Consider the following 13,987-nt stretch of genomic DNA (forward strand, 5'->3'; position numbering starts at 1 on the left):
CGGGCCCGGGCAGCGTGGTGGCGCGGCGGCGAAGGCGGCCGTGACCGCACGCATCGAGACGTCGGCCAGGACACCGCCCCCCGCCCGCACGGCCGCGCAGACCGCCAGCGCCGCGGCGATTCCCGACAACGGGTCGCCGATCGCGTCGGCGCAGAACACCGGCATGCCGTGTCCGGTGCCGACGAGCCCGCCGGCGACGGCGGCGTCGTCGCCGAAGGCCACCCGCATCGGTTCGGACCGGCCGTAGCCGGTGAGGCCGATCCAGATCTGGCCGGGACGCAGCCCGCGCCGGTCGGGTCCGAGCCCCAGTTGCGCCAGCGCGCGAGGCCGCGACGCCTCGATCACGATATCCGCGGCCGCCAGCAATGTCGTCAATTCCGTTCGGCCGGAATCGGTTCGGAAGTCGACCGTGCGGAATTCGTGGCCGGCGTGCAGCGCGGCGAAGAAGTGGTGATCCGCGCGCGCGCCGTCGGGCCGGTGCGGACTCTCCACCTTGATCACCCGCGCCCCGGCACGGCCGAGGATGTGGGCGCACAGCGGGCCCGCCCACATCGAGGACAGGTCCACCACCAGCCGGCCGGTCAGTTCGCGCCGCGGCGTCGGTGCCGCCAGCCGGGACAGCCGCCACGGCGGTGCGCACGGATCGGCCGTCGCACCGGCCGGCGGAAGGGCGGCGGCCGGGACGCCGAGCAACTGGGCGCGATCGGCGAGCTCGGTTGCGGTGGCCTGAACGGCGCACCGCGCCAACGCCTTCCAGTGATCGTCGACCCGGTGGGCGCCGATGATCGCCGGCACTGCGGCGATATCGTCGGCGCGCGACAGCGTCACTGCGCACCAGCCGTCGGCGGTGCGCAGCAGGCGGGTGGCCCCGCCCGCCGACCGTGTGCCCGCGCGCCGGAAACCGTGGTCGACGGCGCGCGCGGTCAGTACCGGGCCGGGGGCCAGGGTGACCGCACGGCCCAGTGCGGCGGTCGTGTGCGCGAGCAGGCTCAGCGCGTCACCCAGTCGTGCGAAGGCGGGAGCGGGGGAGATGTCGGGCGGCCCACCCGCGGGGCCGGTGAGGTCCATGGCCCCCGACGCCGCCCAACTGCGGACCTCGCATCGGTACGGCGACGTGTCGGCCGCGCGCGGCGGCCAGAGGCCGGACACCCGATGCGGCAGCGCGGCCGGTGGGGACTGTGCGGCTGGGTGATTCATCTCGGACCTCCTCGGCGCGGGGTGTGCGCGGCCGTCGCTACGACGGCCCGCCGGTGGGCTCGATGCGATCCACCAGACCCCAGCGCAGGGCGGTGTCGACGTCGATGGTGGCGCCGGTGAGCATCGCCCAGGCGGCACGCCAGCGCCCGATCCGGCGCGGCACGCTCACCGTGCCTCCCGCACCCGGGACCAGACCCATACCGACCTCCGGAAAGCGGAACCAGGTGCCCGGCGCCGCGGTGACGATGCCGCCGAACGCGGCGATCTCGGCGCCCGCGCCGACACAGGCGCCGTGGGTGTCGATGCGCAACCGGGCGGACAGGCGGTCCAGCACTCGCCACGGCGCCCGGTCCAGGCGCACCAGATAGGCCGCCACCGGGTCTGTCGCACCACCGAATTCGTCGAGATCACCGCCGCTGCAGAAGGCCGGACCCGCGCCGGCGAGGCGCACCGCGGTGATACTCGGGTCGGCCTCGGCGACCTGCGCGGCCGCGAGCAGTTCCTCGCGCAGGCGGGCGCTGAGCGCGTTTCGGCGGCGCGGGCGATCCAGCACGATGGCGAGTTCACCGCCCGCGCGGTCGATCCGGACCAGCTCGCCGGATTCGTCGTCCGGTGTCCGGGCCGGTCCCCGAGCCTCGAGCCAATCGCGGAATTCCGTGCCGCCCAGCAACATCGAGTAGACCGCCGCTTCGGCGGCCAGCGCCGGGAGGGTGGGCAGCGCGGGAGTCTGCCGCAGCAGGTGACCGCAGGCCAGCGCCGCCCGGGGCGCGTGATCGACGGCGGCGGACAGTATCTCGACCGCGGCGGCGCGATCGGTCACGGTGACCACGCGCCGATCGCGCAACGGCAATTCGCTCACCGAGACGGTCGCCGCATCGAGAATCGGATGCAACCGCGCGGGCACCGGATCGCCGGCGACGGCGACGGCGAGTGCCGCGCCGGTGGCGATCGAGCCGGCGATATCGGCGATGTGTTCGGGACTCGAGTGCCGCAGTCCGTCCAGGTCGACGACGGTGAGCGGCCGCTGCGGCCTTCCGTCGCGGTCCAAGCTCAGGTCGGCGAATCGCAGGTCTGCGTCAGCAGCGCTGGTGGTCATCGTCACCGCCGTTCTGTGAGGCCGCGAGTGCTCGCGGGCAACCGGATGCGCGCACGGGAACCGGAACAGGCCGGGCCGACTCCCGTGCGCTCGGCGCTGCGGCGGCCCGCGCCGGCTCCCCTGGGGGCGTCCGGATCCCGGGGAGGCGCGCGTGGAACGGGTTACCGCAGCTGGTCTTTCATCACCTTTCCGGTCGCGTTGAGGGGCAATTCGTCCAGGAACACCACTGCGCGCGGCGCCTTGTACCCGGCCATGTTCTCGCGACTCCAGGCGATGAGCTCGGCCTCGGTCAGCGGCGCGCGCGTGACGACGAACGCCTTGCCGACCTGGCCCAACCGCTCGTCGGGGATACCGATCACCGCCGCCTGCACCACCGCTGGATGCCGCAGCAGCACGCCCTCGATCTCGGCGGGGTAGGCGTTGAAGCCGCCGACGATGAACATGTCCTTCTTCCGTCCGATGATCCGCAACCGGCCGCTCTCGTCCAGGGCGCCCAGATCGCCGGTGTGCAGCCAGCCCTCGGCGTCGATCGCCTCCGCGGTGGCCGCCGGATCGTCGAGATAGCCCTGCATGACGGTGTAGCCGCGCAGCAGCACCTCATTGTCGGCGGCGATGCGGACTTCCACACCGTCGCACGGGGTTCCGGCGGTCGTCGCGATCTGCTCGAAGGTGTCACCCGGGCGCGACGCGGTCGCGGTACCCGCCTCGGTCAGCCCGTATCCGGTCATGATCGAACGGAACGGCAGTTCGGTCTTCACCCGGCGAATCAGCTCGACGGGGATGTCGGCCGCGCCGGTGACCGCGGACCGCAGCGACGACAGGTCGTAGCGTCCGCGCGCCTCCAGCAGTGAGTGGTAGAGGGTGGGCGGACCGGGCAGCATCGTGATCCGTTCGCGCGCGACGAGTTCGCAGACGCGGTCCACATCGAACACCGGCACCGGCAGGATCGTGGCCCCGCGGATGAACGACGCCAGCACGCCGGCCTTGTAGCCGAAGGTGTGGAAGAACGGATTCACCGCCAGATAGCGGTCCCCCTCGCGCAGATCCGCCAGCTCACACCATTCGGTGTAGAGCCGCAGATTCTGGCGATGGTTCATCATCACGCCCTTGGGGCGGCCGGTGGTCCCGGAGGTGTAGATGATGTCGGAGATGTCGGTCCCGGCCACCTCGCGTTCGAAAGGCGAACCGCTGGAAAGGAAATCGGAAGCGAGGTCGATCACCGGCACGCCGTCGGGCCCGCGCAGTTCTCGTCCCAGGAAGCCCTGCTGTACCAGCAGCAGTTTCGCTCCGCTGCGGCCGATCACATCCGCCGCCTCCGCCGCCTGAAACCGGGTGTTGACCGGAACCAGCACGCCCCCGGCGGTGAGCAGGCCGAAGGCGGCCACGATCCAGGCCGCGGAATTGGGCGCCCAGATCGCGACCCGGTCGCCCTTGCCGACCCCGGCCTCCGCGAAGGCGCCCGCGGCCCGGCGTACCCGGTCGACGAGTTCGGTGTAGCTCAGCCGCAGGTCGCCGTCGACGATCGCCTCGGCGTCACCGAAGCGGTCGGCGGAGGAGGCGACCATCTGCGGGATGGTCTCCCAGCTCATGCTGTGTCCTCTGCGGTATGCTGCCTGCGCGCCGCACCGCTCATACCTTCAGCAACCTCGCCAGGTTGCCGCCCATGATCTTCTCCTGGTCGGCCAGCGGCATATCTTTGATCTCGTTGATGTAGCGGGCCGGTTCGGCCAGGCCCTCCGGGTGCGGGTAGTCCGAGCCGAACAGCACGTTCTCCACGCCGATCAGTTCGGCGATGGCCTGCAGATCCTCTTCCCAGAACGGGCTGACGTGGATGCTGCGCTTGACCGCCTCGACCGGATCCTGGAAGCCGAAGCCTTCCGGTGCCTTCTTGTACACGTCGTGCAGATTCTCGAGTAGCGGGGCCAGCCAGGAGGCGCCGTTCTCGATGACGGCCACCTTCAGTTCGGGGTGGCGGAACAGCGCGCCGTGGCACACCCACGAGGCCACGGCGTCCTGGATCGGCCGCCATTCGGTGGTCATCCGGAAGGTGTTGGTCTTGAACGGCAGCATCTCCAGGTTGCTGCCCTCCCATTCGGCGTTGAACCGCGAATAGCCGCTGTCGGAGGAGTGCATCGTGACCAGGACGTCGTGCTCGACCACGCGCTTCCAGAACGGGTCGAATTCCGGCAGGGCGAACGAGCGCGGCCCGCGCAGACCAGGAACCGGGGCCGGGCGCACCAGAATCGCCTTGGCGCCGTGTTCGACACACCAGTCGAGCTCCTCGATCGCCTTCTCCACGATCGGCAGGCTCACCACGGGCACGGTGAAGATGCGGTCCTTGTAGGTGAAACCCCACTCCTCGAGCAGCCACTGATTGAGCGAATGCACCACGGCGTGAATGAGATCGGGGTGATGGCGCATGCGCTCCTCGATGAGGCTGGCCAGCGTCGGGAACATCAGCGTGCGGTCGAGCTGGAGTTCGTTCATGAGCTCGAGGCGCGGGCCCGGCTCGTGGAACGCGGGAATCGAACGCATCGGCTTACCGAAGATCTCCCGGCGGCTCTTACCCTCGGGATTGCCGTTCTTGAAGTACTCCTCCATCGCGCCGGGCCGCGCGACCACCTCGAAGGTGGGGTTGGGGATGTACTCGCTGATCTGGCCGAGAACCGCGATCTTGGTGCGGCCGCCCAGTTCCACGTACTGGATGGCGCCCTCGAACTCCTTCGGCAGGTGCCGGGTGAGGGCCTCTTTGGTTTCGTACAGGTGGTTATCGGCGTCGAAGAGCTGATACGGCAGCTCGATCTTCGTCATAAGAGTCTCCTTTGTTCGTTATGAGAATCATATTCTCAGTTTTTGCGCGTGGCAACGTCCCGCCCGGCGACGGCGGCGCGCACGCGGTACTTCTGGACCTTGCCGCTCGGGGTGCGGGGAAAGTCGTCGACGATGTGCAGTTCCTCGGGCCATTTCTGTTTCGCCAGCCCGGACTCGGCCAGATGTGCCTGCACGTCGGCCAGCGTCGGGGTGGTGCTGCCGGGTCGGAGTCGCACGACCGCGGCGGCATGTTCGATGAGCCGCGCATCGGGCGCGGCGACCACCACCGCCTCCGCGACGGCGGGCATGCGATGCAGAACGTCTTCGACCTCGACCGCGCTGATGTTCTCGCCGCCGCGGATGATCAGATCGGTGGTGCGGTCGGTGATGGTGAGATAGCCGTCCTCGTCGAGGTGGCCGACATCGCCGGTGCGGTACCAGCCCTCGTCGTCGAACGCGGTGGCGGTCAGTTCCGCATCGGTGTAGCCCAGGCACAGATCCGGTCCGCGACTGTAGATCTCACCGGCGTCGGAGAGCCGGATCTCCACGCCCGGCAGCGGGCAGCCGTCGGTGTAGAGGCGTTTGTCCTGCGGATCGGTGCAGTCCGAGCCGGTGATGGACGGATGTTCGGTACTGCCGTAGGCGCGGTAGGCGATGATGCCGAGGTCGGTGAGCCGGGTGGTCACCGCGGCCGGCACCGAACTTCCGCCCAGCCCCGCGTATTTCATCTGCCGCAGATGTGCGTCGGTGAACGACGGATGGTCGAGCAGGCTGGTCAGGTAGTAGGGCACACCGCCCGCCACGGTGGCGCCGAACTCCGACATCAGCGCCAGGATTCGGCCGGGATCCCACACATCCACCAGGTTGATCTCCGTTCCGTCGAGCACCGGGATGAGCAGGGCGTTGACCATGCCGATGAAATGCCCGACGGGTGCGGCGGTGAGCTGGGCGCCCAGATCGGGCGGGTAATGCGCACTGAGCTGGCGAGTTTCGAAACCGAGCGTGCGGTGGCTGTGGACCACGCCCTTCGGGTCGCGGGTGGTGCCCGAGGTGAAGGCGATCAGCGCGGGGGAGTCCGGGGACACCGTGACGATCCCGGGCATCGGCTCGTCGTCGAGCAGGGTGTCGAAGTCGCGGCCCACCACGCCGACGATCGGCACCCGCGCGCACAGATCGGGCTGAAACTCCAAGGCGCCGAAGCGTTCCGCGGTGACGAACACCTTGGGGCGCACGGCGTCGAGGATGTACCCGAGTTCCTTGCGGCCGTAGAAGTGCACGATCGGCACCAGGGTGGCCCCGAGGAAGGAGGCGGCCCAGAACGTGGCCGCGGCCTCCATCCAGTTGGGCAGCTGGAAGGCGACCACATCGCCGGGGCCCACACCGCGGCGGCGCAATCCGGCGGCGAGCCGGCGGGCGATGTGCTCGACCTCGCGCACGGTGCCCGACCAGGGGCGCAGTTGGGAATGCACCCGGAACGGGACCTCGGGTGCCCCGGCCAGGCCCCGTGCCAGCATCTCGCCGAGGGATTCGCGCGTCCACCATCCGCGCGCCTCGTACCGATCGACCAACTGCTGCGGGATCTTTCGCATGGCTCAGCTCCAATGCCCGACGAGATGGGGAAGGCCGGGTGTCCGGACCCGAATACGGAGATGATATTCTCAAATTCGGAGAAGCAACATATCCCGAATGGAGAACGTGCGATGGTCGACCTCGAAGTGGACGGCGGGATCGCGGTCCTGACCATCAACCGTCCGCAGGCGCGCAACGCCATCGCACCGGAGACGATGGACCAGCTCGATGCCGCGATCGACGCCGCGGCCGGCGCGCGGGTGCTCATCGTGCGCGGTGCGGGCGAGCGCGCGTTCGTCTCCGGCGGAGATCTCAAGCAACTGGCCGCGATTCGCACCGAGGACGGTGCGGCCCAGATGGCGTGGCGGATGCGCGGCATCTGCGATCGGCTCGCCGCGTTCCCGGCACCGGTGGTCGCGGCGCTCAACGGTCACGCCCTCGGGGGCGGCGCGGAATTCGCGGTGGCCGCCGATATCCGCATCGCCGCCGACGACATCACCATCGGGTTCAATCAGGTGGCGCTGGCGATCATGCCGGCCTGGGGCGGCGCCGAACGGCTCACGCGATTGGTCGGGCGCAGCCGTGCCCTGCTGCTGGCCGGTACGGGCACCGTCCTGACCGCCGCCGAGGCGCAGCGGTACGGCCTGGTGGATCGCGTGGTGTCGCGCGCCGATTTCGAGCAGGAGTGGCGATCGCTGGCGACCGCGCTGGCCCACCCGGCCTCGGCGCCGATCAAGCGGATCGTCTCGGGTGCCACGCCCGAGGAAGCGGTGGAAGCCTTTGCCCGGCTGTGGGTTTCGGATGAGCACTGGGTAGCAGCCGATCGGGTGCTGAACCGTGGCTCACGGGGTGGCTCCACCGCGCGAGTCTAGGAACTGTTGCACGTCGGGACGGCTCTGCGGAGCTTTCGGGCGTGGTTTGCCGGACTCGCCGGCGGTCAACACTATGTTTCGGCCTCGTCGGCATGGTTCCGGCGGGGCCGTCGTTGCTGTCTGCCATCGGAATGACCTGCGCCACACCGGCGCAGAAGGAGGATACGTGCGCATCATCACCACCGGGATCGCCACCGCGGCGCTGACCGTCGCCGCGATGGCGGGAGCCGGCGCCGCTGCGGCCGACGACGACCCGGGCTTCACCCCGCCCAAGGAGATCGTCACCGTCGACATCAATCTGCTCGGATGCTCGATCGGTGCCGGACTCGGCGCACAACTGGTTCCCACCCTGAGCGCCGGCGGATTCGGCGGCCCGGTAGGCATCGACGCGGGATTGGCCTCGCGGCTGCGCAGCGCGGGCTGCCTGCCCTGGCGCTGACGACGCGAATCATTCGGTCGCGCTGTCGATTTCGGTGATGGCGTGCACCGGGCAATCCAGCAGTGCCCGGTGCACGCCGTCGCGATCGGCGGGCGGGACGGCGCCGTCACCCTCCAGGGACGCGTAGCCCCAGTCGTCGAGGGAGAAGTACTTCGGCGCGTGTTTGGCGCAGGTGCCGAATCCGTCGCAGACGGTGCGATCGAGTCGAATCTTCACAGCGAGGTCACCGCTTCCACATCGAAGGGCCGGACCGCGGCGAACGGTGTGGCCGCACAGATCGCGCAGCCGCCGACCAAGTGGCGCGCCACCGCGTCCGGGAATTCGTCGAGCAGGGTCCGGCCCGCGTTGGTCGCGGCATCGAGAGTTCCGCAGGCGCCGCGCCCGCGCAGGACGGTCGACCAGCGGCGCAACCGATCCAGATCGGCGGCCTCGGCGCCGCCGTCGCGCAGCGCGGAGGCGACCGCACTCATCGCCGCGGTGCCGTTGAAACACGAGCCACACTGGCCGGCGTTCTCCCGGTCGAAATATTCGAGCACCGACGCCGCCACCGCGACCGGGCAGTCGTCGGGTGTGAGCAGCGCGACCGCCCCGCAGCCCAATCCTGTCCCCATCGCCCGCAGCGTTTCGTGATCGAGCCGGGCGTCGAGAACGCGGCTGTTGGTGAGGCCGTTGAAATAACCGCCCAGCAGGGCGCCGTGCACCCGATTCGCGGCGACGCCGTGCATCTCGAGGAGCGCACGGAACGAATATCCGTGCGGCAGTTCGTAGATGGCCGGCTCGCGTCCGGCTCCGGTGACGGTGGCCAGGAAGGTGCCCGGTGAGTCCGCCGTGCCCACGGTGCGGAAGGCCGCCGCGCCGAAGCGGTGGATCCAGGCCAGCTGGGCGAGGGTTTCCACGTTGCTGACCAGTGTGGGGCGTCCGCCGACACCGGCCGCATACGGACGCGGCGGCTTGTCGGTGGGTGTGGCGGGCCCGCCGTCGATCGCGCGCACGGCTGCGGTTTCCTCCCCGGCCACGTATCCGGCGGCAACGGTGACGATCTCCGTCGGCACCGGCAGTTCGGCCGGGCCGAGTTCGGCCACCGCGGCGGTGACGGAATCGGCGGCGCGGTCGTCGGAGACGTACACCACCGCGCGATCGGCGCCGAGAATCGTTGCGGCGGCGCGCAATCCGTCCAGCACCAGATGGGGGCGCCGGCGCAGCAACCAGCGGTCCTTGCCGGAGGCCGGTTCGCCTTCCTCTCCGTTGGCGACGACCACCGGCCGCACTCCGGCACGGCAATGCGGCTGTACCGACAGCAGTTTCGCGCCCAGCGGGAAGCCCGCGCCGCCGCGCCCGCGCAGGCCCGACTCGACGACCTCGGCGAGCAGCCGCGCCGGATCCTCGATCGGCGCGTACCCGCCGCTCGCCCGGTAGGCCGCCGCCGATTCGGTGCCCGCGTCGCCGCCGACGATTCGCGGCGTGGCCCCCGGCGTTGCGCTGACTATCGGATTCGCGATCGCATCCATCAATCCGTCCTTCGGAATATCGTCCGCCGCCGAAAACCGTCGGCGCGGAAATGGCTGTGCCTACAATCGGCGGCATGCGTACCGCAGTGATTCGTGTCGATGTGGATCCCGCCGGGGAACTGCCGCCCGCGGAATTCGGGAAGAAGATATCCGCACTCATCTCCAGCGCTGCGAAATCCGGAATATCGGTGACCGCACCCGATATCGATCGGCTTCCCGCGCGCCGCCGCGAAATCCAGGTGCTGATCGACGGTGACGACACGGCCGCCTTGCTCGAACACGCGGTGGGAATGTGTGCCGATATCTTCGGCTCCGCCGTCCGGCCCGGGGCGGTCACCTTCGTCAGCCGGGGAACCGACGACGACGCCCACGGTGTCCTGGCCGGATTCGGTATCACCGGAGAGATCGATCGCAGCTGCGACGCGGCCGGCTTCGACACCCTCACCGTCCGCCTGGCGCGCACCGATCTGGAGCGCATCCCGGAGAGCCGGATCCAGACCGCGCTCGAGGCGGCGACCAACTCGGAGGTGGTCATCGTCACCAGATGAGCACAGCGGTGAGCCGCCTACGAGCGGCTCACCGGCACACCGCAATTCGCCGATCGTCACCGCTACTGCCGCACGAAGTCCAGGATCGCCGGTGCCGCCAGCACCCAGGTGTCGAAGATGTTCCCCTCTCCCCGGGCGCGCGCCTTCTGACCCTGCTGCCAGGCGTTCTCGGGCCACGGCGGATCGATCAGGACCGAACCCTCGATCAGGCAGTGCACCTCCATCGACGTCCGCTTGGGGTGATCGATATCGTGCTCACCGCCCCGGATGATGAGCGTCGGAATCCTCAGCTTCGAGAACTCGTAATCGGCCACCCCGGGAATCGTCTGACCCGGTTTCGGAACATAGGCGTCGAGCCACCGCAACATCTGGGCCTGGAATTCATCGGCGTCCAGTGCCAGCAGCCGGTCCTTGTTCTTCGGATTGTCCTGGATGCGTTCCTGCCATTCCGGCAGTTCGATCAGACCCTCGATACCCTTGATCTTCGCCGCGGTAATGTTGGGAATGATGTAATGCGAACCGAGCGCGATCAAGCCGTAGGTGCCGCCGACGATATTCCACACGATCAGCTTCGTCGCGATCTCCGGATACAGCATCGCCGTCAGAATGGAATCCCGCGCACCGCCGGAGCCGCCGGCGATGATCACCGGACCCGTGTCCAGATGCACGAGCAGATCGTGCAGCACCTCAGCGCGCATATGCGATTCCGTGGGACCCCAGAACGCGACCTCACTACGGCCGCAGTTGGGCCGGTCCCACAGCAGGACCCGGTGGCCACCGGCGACCAGGGCCTCGGCCAGTGGCCGCAACCCCGGAATGTCGATGCTGAACCGGCCACCGGGAGTGAGCACGATCAGCGGACCGGACTCGCCCAGGATTTCGTAATAGACCTCACCACCGCGGATTTCGGCGATCGGCATGGACAGACCTCCTCGTCTGTGTCGAATCAAGCGGTGACCAGAACGTCGTTGCCGACCACCCGCACGGGATAGGTGCGGATGCTCCATTCCGGTTTCACCGCGGTGGTGCCGGTGGCCAGTTCGAATCCCCACTGGTGCCACGGGCAGTAGATGTATTCGCCGCCGCGCACGCTGACCGCGTCGCCGGGCACCGATTCGTCGACCGCGGTCAGTCCCCGGGTGCGGCCCGCGCACAGCGGCCCGCCCTCGTGCGGACAGTAGTTGGCGATGGCGTAGAAGGTGCCGTCGACGTTGTAGACGCCGACGCCGTGGCGGCCGATCGGTACGAGTTTATGTGTGCCGGGCGGTATTTCGTCGACGGTGGCGACGGCGTGCTCACGTCCCTGCGGCAGCCGCGGTGTGGCGGCGAGATCGTCGCTCATCTCAGAACACCCGCACTTGCCCGGGCAGTACCGGCACGGTATCGGGCAGGGTGGCGTAGGTCTTCAGCCCGTTGCCGAACATCACCGCCTCGCGGGTGTGCTCGGGCAGGTGTTTGACCAGCCAGCGCGGATCGTCGAAGGTCCAGTGCGGATAATCCGAGGAGAACAGCAGGATCTTCTCCGCCTCCATCCACTCCAGCGCCCGCGTCAATTCCGTCTTGTCGTCGGGATAGTCCAGCGGCTGGGTGGTGAATTTGATGTGTTCCTTGACGTACTCCGACGGCTTGCGCTTGATCTCGACCCACGGTTTGCGCGCCTCGTAGATCGCGTCCATCCGCCACATCAGCGGCAGGATCCAGGTGAACGCGTGCTCGACCAGGATGATCCGCAACGCGGGGAAGCGGTCGAAGACGCCGTCGAAGATCAGGCTCATCACCTGGTTCATCGCCAGCAGCGAGTAGGTGACCATGAAATCGTGGTTGTAGCTGGGATATCCGACCGGCGGCATCGGCAGCATCTCGAAGTTCCCGCGCGAGAGGTGGCAGGCCACCGGTAGATCGTGTTTGACCGCGGCGGCCCATACCGGGTCGTACATCGGATCACCCCACGCCGGCCGCGGTTCCGCGCGGATGAGGATCTGCGCCATGTACGGATGTCCGGCCCACTTCTCGATTTCGCGGACCGCGCCGGCCGGGTCCTCGGCCGCGGCGCTGATGGAACCGCGATAGCGCTGATGCCAGTTGTTGTGGCCGTCGAGCCAATCCTGATCCAGCCAGGTGTTGACCGCCGCCGCGGCCGCCGAGGTCGCCTCGGGCAGCCGGGCCTGATGCAGTCCCGGCTCGAGGACGGCGATATCGGAACCGGCGCCCATGATGAGCTGCCGGAACAGGGTGTCGGGATCGCTGCCCGGGAAACCGCCGTCGGGTGTGAACGCGTCCACGCGCATTGCGTAGGCGTAGGCGAAGTCGGGGGCATCGTAGAAGATGGTGCTGCCGACCTGGCGATTGAGAAAATACTTGCTGCGGAACGGTTCGGGGTACAGCTCCGCCAGCCGTCCCGGCCGGGGCACCGGGTGGACATCGGAGTCGACCACCCGCACCGCGACCCGGTCCGAGCTCGGAACCCGCATCCGTACTTCGATATTCGCCTGCGTCATGGGTATCCCTTTCGATTCCGATACCGGTTACCGCGTCGTCGCCGCGGCGGGAATGTCGATGCCGTACAGTCCGGCGGCATTGCGCCACAGCACCTTCTCGCGCTGGGCGGGGGTCAGCGCGGACGGCAGCCGCGCCGGATCGTCGAGTTGCCAATGCGGATAGCTGGAACCGAACATCACCATGTCGTCCTTACCGGTGAATTCCAGCCAGTCCCCGGCGAAGTCGACATCACCGGGCCCGTCGAGCCGGCCCTGCACGAAGTAGATCGAACCGGGGAGGTAGTCGCTGGGCATGCGCGGCGCCCACGGCGTCTGCTCGAGGTGCGGACGGCCGAAGGTGTCCATCCGCCACATCATCGGGGTGAGCAGATCGGCGGCGCCGTCGGCCCACACGAAGCGCAGCTCGGTGAAGCGTTCGAACACACCCTCGGCGATCATGTTCATCTGGTGGTAGAGGTAGTTCAGCGCCATGAAGCCGAGGTACTGCTCGTAGGTGCGCGGATGTCCGGACGGAGTGGGCGGATAGGCCACGCCGGAACCGGTTTCGATGTGCACGGCGACGGGAAGACGCGCGTCCGCGGCGGCCTCCCACAGGGGCCAGAATTGCGGCTTTCCGTACAGTTCGCGGGACTGCAGCGGGATGCCGATCTGGACGACGCGCGGATGGGAACCCCAGCGTTCGATCTCGCGGACCGCCCCGGAGATGTCCTCCGGGTTCACTCGCAGCGTGCCGCGGTAGCGGTCGGCGTAGGCGCCGGAGTCCAGCCACCGCGCGATCATCATCTCGTTGTGCGCGCTCGCGATCGCCGTCCCCAGGTGGCGGTCGGGCATGATGCCGCGGGTCATCGGATGCAGGATCGCGATATCGGCGCCGCGCTCGCCGAACAGCACCTGCCCGACGGCGTCGGGCTCGGAGCCGGGATATCCGCCCTCGGACAGGACGGTGCCGGGCGCGTATTCACCACCCGGCGCGCCGTACCAGTCCATCTCGACATCCGGGTAGCCGCGGGCGCTGTACGGTTCGCGCAGCCAGCCGCGCAGTTCGGCATTGCCCTGGAAGAAGATGTGCACACTGGCGTCGATCAGCGGACTGGTGCCGCCGTCGGGGAGGGTGATCATCGGCCCTCCCGCGAGAGGCGCCGGGGCACCGAGGGTTTCGGTCTCGGCGAGGCGGAACGGATCGGCTCGGGATGGTCGGTCATGCGGGCTCCGTTGCGGGAAGTCGGCGCGTTCGCGGTCTGCCGTCGGTCCGGCGGTCGGGGAGAGTGCCCGGAAGGCTGTGCGAACGGACCGGCGCGCATTCGCCGGGCGAACTCGTCGGCGAACGAGCGAACCAAATATTTGTTCCGCAACTGTACGTCGAAACCCGGTCGGCGCACAAGGGCCGGCGTCCGGCGGTCAGGCGCCGGGGGCGGTGCGCGTGGCGCCGCACAGCAGGGTCGCGCGGGA

At 68.9% G+C, this 13,987-nt stretch carries 14 protein-coding genes; 3 read left to right on the plus strand and 11 right to left on the minus strand.

The window, feature by feature from the left end:
- The 5 genes from ON23_RS29720 to ON23_RS29740 form a co-directional block, all read right to left on the minus strand.
- On the minus strand, positions 1-1,197 hold a 1,197-nt coding region (locus tag ON23_RS29720), incomplete at its 3' end, for a CoA transferase (protein WP_157170324.1).
- Between the two features lie 37 nt (positions 1,198-1,234).
- Positions 1,235-2,293, minus strand: coding sequence for an enoyl-CoA hydratase/isomerase family protein (locus tag ON23_RS29725; protein ID WP_051043553.1), 1,059 nt, complete (start codon positions 2,291-2,293; stop codon positions 1,235-1,237).
- A gap of 161 nt (positions 2,294-2,454) precedes the next feature.
- The gene (locus ON23_RS29730; protein ID WP_039782421.1) at positions 2,455-3,882 is read right to left on the minus strand and encodes a FadD3 family acyl-CoA ligase; all 1,428 of its coding nucleotides are present in this window, start codon (positions 3,880-3,882) and stop codon (positions 2,455-2,457) included.
- 40 nt (positions 3,883-3,922) lie between these two features.
- Complete coding sequence (locus tag ON23_RS29735) at positions 3,923-5,104, minus strand: amidohydrolase family protein (protein WP_039782423.1); 1,182 nt, start codon at positions 5,102-5,104, stop codon at positions 3,923-3,925.
- 35 nt (positions 5,105-5,139) lie between these two features.
- Complete coding sequence (locus tag ON23_RS29740; RefSeq protein WP_039782426.1) at positions 5,140-6,693, minus strand: AMP-binding protein; 1,554 nt, start codon at positions 6,691-6,693, stop codon at positions 5,140-5,142.
- A gap of 111 nt (positions 6,694-6,804) precedes the next feature.
- Between ON23_RS29740 and ON23_RS29745 the strand changes: the two genes are divergently transcribed.
- Complete coding sequence (locus tag ON23_RS29745) at positions 6,805-7,545, plus strand: enoyl-CoA hydratase/isomerase family protein (protein ID WP_039782427.1); 741 nt, start codon at positions 6,805-6,807, stop codon at positions 7,543-7,545.
- A gap of 166 nt (positions 7,546-7,711) precedes the next feature.
- Positions 7,712-7,984 carry a hypothetical protein gene (locus ON23_RS29750; protein ID WP_039782429.1) on the plus strand — a complete coding sequence of 91 codons (273 nt, stop codon included), beginning with the start codon at positions 7,712-7,714 and terminating at the stop codon, positions 7,982-7,984.
- 9 nt (positions 7,985-7,993) lie between these two features.
- Here ON23_RS29750 and ON23_RS29755 read toward each other — a convergent pair whose 3' ends face one another.
- Both ON23_RS29755 and ON23_RS29760 read right to left on the minus strand, forming a co-directional pair.
- Positions 7,994-8,200: a ferredoxin gene (locus ON23_RS29755; RefSeq protein WP_036508580.1), complete on the minus strand. Its 207-nt coding sequence runs from the start codon at positions 8,198-8,200 to the stop codon at positions 7,994-7,996.
- Entirely contained in the window at positions 8,197-9,492 is a 1,296-nt protein-coding gene (locus ON23_RS29760) for an NADH-ubiquinone oxidoreductase-F iron-sulfur binding region domain-containing protein (protein WP_039782430.1), read from the minus strand. Before ON23_RS29760 ends, ON23_RS29755 begins: the two co-directional genes overlap by 4 nt.
- 74 nt (positions 9,493-9,566) lie before the next feature.
- On the opposite strand from ON23_RS29760, the gene ON23_RS29765 reads away from it, so the two are divergent.
- Positions 9,567-10,040, plus strand: coding sequence for a hypothetical protein (locus ON23_RS29765; RefSeq protein WP_039782431.1), 474 nt, complete (start codon positions 9,567-9,569; stop codon positions 10,038-10,040).
- A gap of 62 nt (positions 10,041-10,102) precedes the next feature.
- Here the strand turns inward: ON23_RS29765 and ON23_RS29770 are convergent, their stop codons facing one another.
- Genes ON23_RS29770 through ON23_RS29785 form a run of 4 tightly spaced genes read right to left on the minus strand, consistent with a single transcriptional unit; the run spans position 10,103 to position 13,657 of the window.
- The gene (locus ON23_RS29770) at positions 10,103-10,960 is read right to left on the minus strand and encodes an alpha/beta fold hydrolase (protein WP_051043554.1); all 858 of its coding nucleotides are present in this window, start codon (positions 10,958-10,960) and stop codon (positions 10,103-10,105) included.
- Between the two features lie 26 nt (positions 10,961-10,986).
- Positions 10,987-11,382, minus strand: coding sequence for a Rieske (2Fe-2S) protein (locus ON23_RS29775; RefSeq protein ID WP_036508589.1), 396 nt, complete (start codon positions 11,380-11,382; stop codon positions 10,987-10,989).
- 1 nt (position 11,383) lies between these two features.
- The gene (locus ON23_RS29780; RefSeq protein ID WP_039782435.1) at positions 11,384-12,538 is read right to left on the minus strand and encodes an amidohydrolase family protein; all 1,155 of its coding nucleotides are present in this window, start codon (positions 12,536-12,538) and stop codon (positions 11,384-11,386) included.
- 27 nt (positions 12,539-12,565) lie between these two features.
- Positions 12,566-13,657, minus strand: coding sequence for an amidohydrolase family protein (locus tag ON23_RS29785; RefSeq protein ID WP_039782436.1), 1,092 nt, complete (start codon positions 13,655-13,657; stop codon positions 12,566-12,568).
- Positions 13,658-13,987: the final 330 nt, after the last annotated feature.

The organism is Nocardia cerradoensis NBRC 101014, assembly GCF_000308535.1.
Taxonomy (GTDB): Bacteria; Actinomycetota; Actinomycetes; order Mycobacteriales; family Mycobacteriaceae; genus Nocardia; species Nocardia cerradoensis.

Excerpts from the sequence above, each read along its gene's own strand:
- ON23_RS29765 (WP_039782431.1), top strand. The coding sequence starts at position 9,567 with ATGCGTACCGCAGTGATTCGTGTCGATGTGGATCCCGCCGGGGAACTG.
- ON23_RS29775 (WP_036508589.1), bottom strand. The coding sequence starts at position 11,382 with ATGAGCGACGATCTCGCCGCCACACCGCGGCTGCCGCAGGGACGTGAG.
- ON23_RS29725 (WP_051043553.1), bottom strand. The coding sequence starts at position 2,293 with ATGACCACCAGCGCTGCTGACGCAGACCTGCGATTCGCCGACCTGAGC.
- ON23_RS29740 (WP_039782426.1), bottom strand. The coding sequence starts at position 6,693 with ATGCGAAAGATCCCGCAGCAGTTGGTCGATCGGTACGAGGCGCGCGGA.
- ON23_RS29770 (WP_051043554.1), bottom strand. The coding sequence starts at position 10,960 with ATGCCGATCGCCGAAATCCGCGGTGGTGAGGTCTATTACGAAATCCTG.
- ON23_RS29785 (WP_039782436.1), bottom strand. The coding sequence starts at position 13,657 with ATGATCACCCTCCCCGACGGCGGCACCAGTCCGCTGATCGACGCCAGT.
- ON23_RS29730 (WP_039782421.1), bottom strand. The coding sequence starts at position 3,882 with ATGAGCTGGGAGACCATCCCGCAGATGGTCGCCTCCTCCGCCGACCGC.
- ON23_RS29745 (WP_039782427.1), top strand. The coding sequence starts at position 6,805 with ATGGTCGACCTCGAAGTGGACGGCGGGATCGCGGTCCTGACCATCAAC.
- ON23_RS29760 (WP_039782430.1), bottom strand. The coding sequence starts at position 9,492 with ATGGATGCGATCGCGAATCCGATAGTCAGCGCAACGCCGGGGGCCACG.
- ON23_RS29735 (WP_039782423.1), bottom strand. The coding sequence starts at position 5,104 with ATGACGAAGATCGAGCTGCCGTATCAGCTCTTCGACGCCGATAACCAC.
- ON23_RS29780 (WP_039782435.1), bottom strand. The coding sequence starts at position 12,538 with ATGACGCAGGCGAATATCGAAGTACGGATGCGGGTTCCGAGCTCGGAC.